This is a genomic window from Rhizobium sp. CF122 (assembly GCF_000282035.1).
Classification (GTDB): Bacteria; Pseudomonadota; Alphaproteobacteria; order Rhizobiales; family Rhizobiaceae; genus Rhizobium.
The window spans coordinates 1-3113 of record NZ_AKKA01000049.1 but is presented as its reverse complement, the minus strand read 5'-3'; the positions used below and the strand labels follow the sequence as shown (position 1 = coordinate 3113).

General features: G+C 58.8%; 2 protein-coding genes. Both read right to left on the bottom strand.

The window, feature by feature from the left end:
• Nucleotides 1-141: 141 nt before the first annotated feature.
• Nucleotides 142-1242 (bottom strand): nucleotidyltransferase family protein, encoded by a 1101-nt coding sequence (locus PMI09_RS10170; protein ID WP_007792267.1) that lies wholly within the window; start codon nt 1240-1242, stop codon nt 142-144.
• 789 nt (nt 1243-2031) lie between these two features.
• A partial coding sequence (locus tag PMI09_RS10160) for a type IV secretory system conjugative DNA transfer family protein (RefSeq protein ID WP_007792263.1) occupies nt 2032-3113 on the bottom strand: 1082 nt, incomplete at its 5' end.

The window sequence follows — 3113 nt, the reverse complement described above, 5'->3', positions numbered from 1 at the left end:
AAGCACATAGCTGATCACCCCTCAATGGGGTGGGTACGCTTCGGGCCGATGCGGCCTAAAGATCGGCGCGGTAAGCAGCCACGCGATGTCGCGCGCGATGGAATGTGCCGAGTTTCTGTTCCAGCAACGGCCGGGATCTCCTTAGGCACGAATTCCGTTTTCATGTCTGGTCCCTAGGCCGAGCTGATCCACTGACACATCGAGAGCCTTCGCCAGTGCCTGCCTGCCATTGTCGGGCATCAACGAGAGGCCGGAAACCATTGCCTCCTGCCATGATTTCCCGCGATCCCATGCCTCCTGGTAGGCATCGACAATCAGATCGGCCTGTCGCGTCTCCAGGAGCGCCTGGAAGAGCAACGAGGCTTGCAGGAGGTCCTTGTTCCGCTTTGCGCGCCCCATCGTGTCTGGGGCTCGCCTCGAAGCCACAATGAGCTTGTGCACCGCATACCGTTCGGGCGCCGGGATGTTTACGGTTACGCCCTCGCGATGAAGCAGGACGGCCCGGACAGGCTCGTAAATCAGGAAATCGAGGAACCGCAGGTTTTCCGCCGACGCGCCGCCGAGGGCGGGCATGGGCGAGGGCTTGCCTGTGTATCCGTCTGAGCCCCTGTTGCCGGTCAGGAATTCCACGCGGTAGCCCTTCTTGTCCTGGAAGGCGACGACTTTCGCCTGGTCCGCCTGGTGCGGGACCGCACGGAAAGACGGCTCGACTGCTTTCAGAATATCCAGAATAGGCGGCAAGCTGTCTGCGACCTCGGCCGAAATCGCAAAATCCTGCGCGAAATCCGCGTCGCCAGTCTGCATTGCCGCCGCGGGCAACCGGACCCCAAGCAGGCCGCTATAACAGCTGAAAGCCACCGACCCGATCAGGACAGCCCGCAGGCGGAACAATCCGGCGTCCGCAAGGGCTTTCGTGACGTCGCCCGCGAAAGGATCGGGGCCAGCAAGCCCCGCGCTACGGCGCAGAACGCCGACCATGCGCCGACGCTCGCGGATGTCATCCTTGATGTCCTTGTGGGCGTTCACCCGCGCCGTGATCGCGGGATCGTCGTGCGGGCCGACATAGCTTCGCTTGTCCTTGCCCTCGGGAGTAGGCCGATCGAAATACCAGTAATGGCGCCCCTTGACGGGAACGGTTACGAAACGGCCATCAAGGGGAAAGTCGCTTTTGAATTGGGCATCGAAAGATCGCTGTGCGAGTTCCGCGAGCATCGTTCGGTACACGAGGTCGATCTGTTTCATTCCTTGCGTCCCCGTTGAGCACGCCGCGGCCTCGGCCGCCAGTTCGCTCATCACCTTTTCGTAAGCCGCTTCTCTGCAGGCGATCCTTTGCAGTTACCCTCGAGCGCTGTCCTACGAACGACGGGCAAGTCCTCGCTATAATTTCCTTGTAAAAACATTATAACCGTTCTGCCTTTTGTCAACCGCCTCAGCAAGTATTTAAAGCCCCGGAAAACCGGGTTTAAGTGCATGGCAATTTTCAGTCAGATCGCTGACTGCAAAGGCCTGCCTATCGGTTTACACAACTCCACCGACGCTGGTTCTTAGCTACGCGGCCTGTATTCATGAAGCGCCAGGCAGCCGCTTTCTGCTCTCTTGCGCGACGGCAGAATATGGCGGGCTCGTTTTCCGAGCGACGGCATCGAAATCATAGTTGTCGATAGCAATGCTCGCCAACCCAACTGTGCCGAGTTATAATGTTTTTGCAAAACAATTATAATAGCAACCCGACGCCGTCGGGCCCGCCAAGGGCGCCTCGGTGGCTGATGTGCGCTCTACCGTCGTTTCGTCGGCAGCCGTCGCCGCACCAGCACCGTGCTTGGTCATACTTCAGTCCAATATCTCGTCGTCTGAGCTAGTAACCTCAGCAAGCCCCGCGCACGCTCGAGGAACGTGCGAGCAAGAGAGCGGACCGTTTAGTCTACGTCGTCGCCATACTGCTCCTCCTCGTCATAGTCTTATGTTCGCCCGAGCCAGGATCAGAAAGCATCCGGAGTAGGTCGCCGCAGCGACGATAATGGGTTTGATATGTCAATCCAGGCCGACCTCTTCCGGATCCGGAATAGTCTTGGCAAGAACATCCTGAATGCTGATCCTTTGGTTCATCGGCATGTCCGCAGCTGACAGGCAAGCAGCGATGACAGACTTCAACTTGCGTGCAGTGACAACCAGTCTTTCCTTCGAACTGACAGCAGCGTCGACGTTTTCTGCAGACGAGGCCTCAAAGGCAGCATCGTCAATGACCTCATGCCGATCGAGCTCAATCCTACCAGGTCTCGGATCAGGTCCATCGACCGCGTAGTCGGGCAATGTTGCAGGCACCGGCAAGGCTCGGGCCATTTCGACGTCTGGAACTGGTACCGTGTTCTGGCGAGAAGCGAGAGCGGCAGTCTTGAACGGCTCGATAGCGTGGTAGCGAAGCTTGCTGGCGAGGATGGGGCGCTGCCCTTCGACCAACAGGATTGCCTTGTCTTCCCGCATCTGCCGGACCTCCTGCGGCATCATCAGGTCGCGCTCACGGATCTGCTCGACCCTGGTGCGTCGGGCCCGACCGAAAAGCTCAAGCGTCCTTGTTTCCGACTGATAGCGGATCGTGCGTTTTCCAAGCGCGCGTGAAGCGTATTCTGCCGTGACCTGATCGTTGGCGCCGAGGATGAGCTGAAGCCCGCAATTGCCGAGGAGCGAATGCCGGGCGGTCTCTCCATAGATCTCGTCGATGCACTTCAGGTCCTGAACGACGAAGGCCATCTTGATGTTGTAACCGGCGACGTAGGGGAGCTTGTTGAGGATCTCGTCCATTTTCTTCAGTTGCCGGAACTCGTCGAGCAGAAAGTAGACGGGGAGGGCATCAGGGTTGTGCTCGCGTGTCAGCAAGTCCATCACCTGCTGCACGAAGAGGGTGAGCAAAGGCCGAAGCACCGTCATGTCAGTGATGTTCGGGGCGAGATAGATCGTCACCGAGCGCCGTTGCAATGAAGAAATAGCCATGTCGGTTACCGCGGTTGCCGCAAGCACGCGTTCGTTGCGAAATGGACCCAGGGCCTTCTGGATATCGAGAAGCGCGGAGCGGGCGGCGCGTTCGTTCAGGGACATAAAGGCGTTGAAGCTGTCGA

Coding starts and splice junctions, on each gene's coding strand:
- PMI09_RS10170 (WP_007792267.1), bottom strand. CDS start 1,242: ATGAAACAGATCGACCTCGTGTACCGAACGATGCTCGCGGAACTCGCA.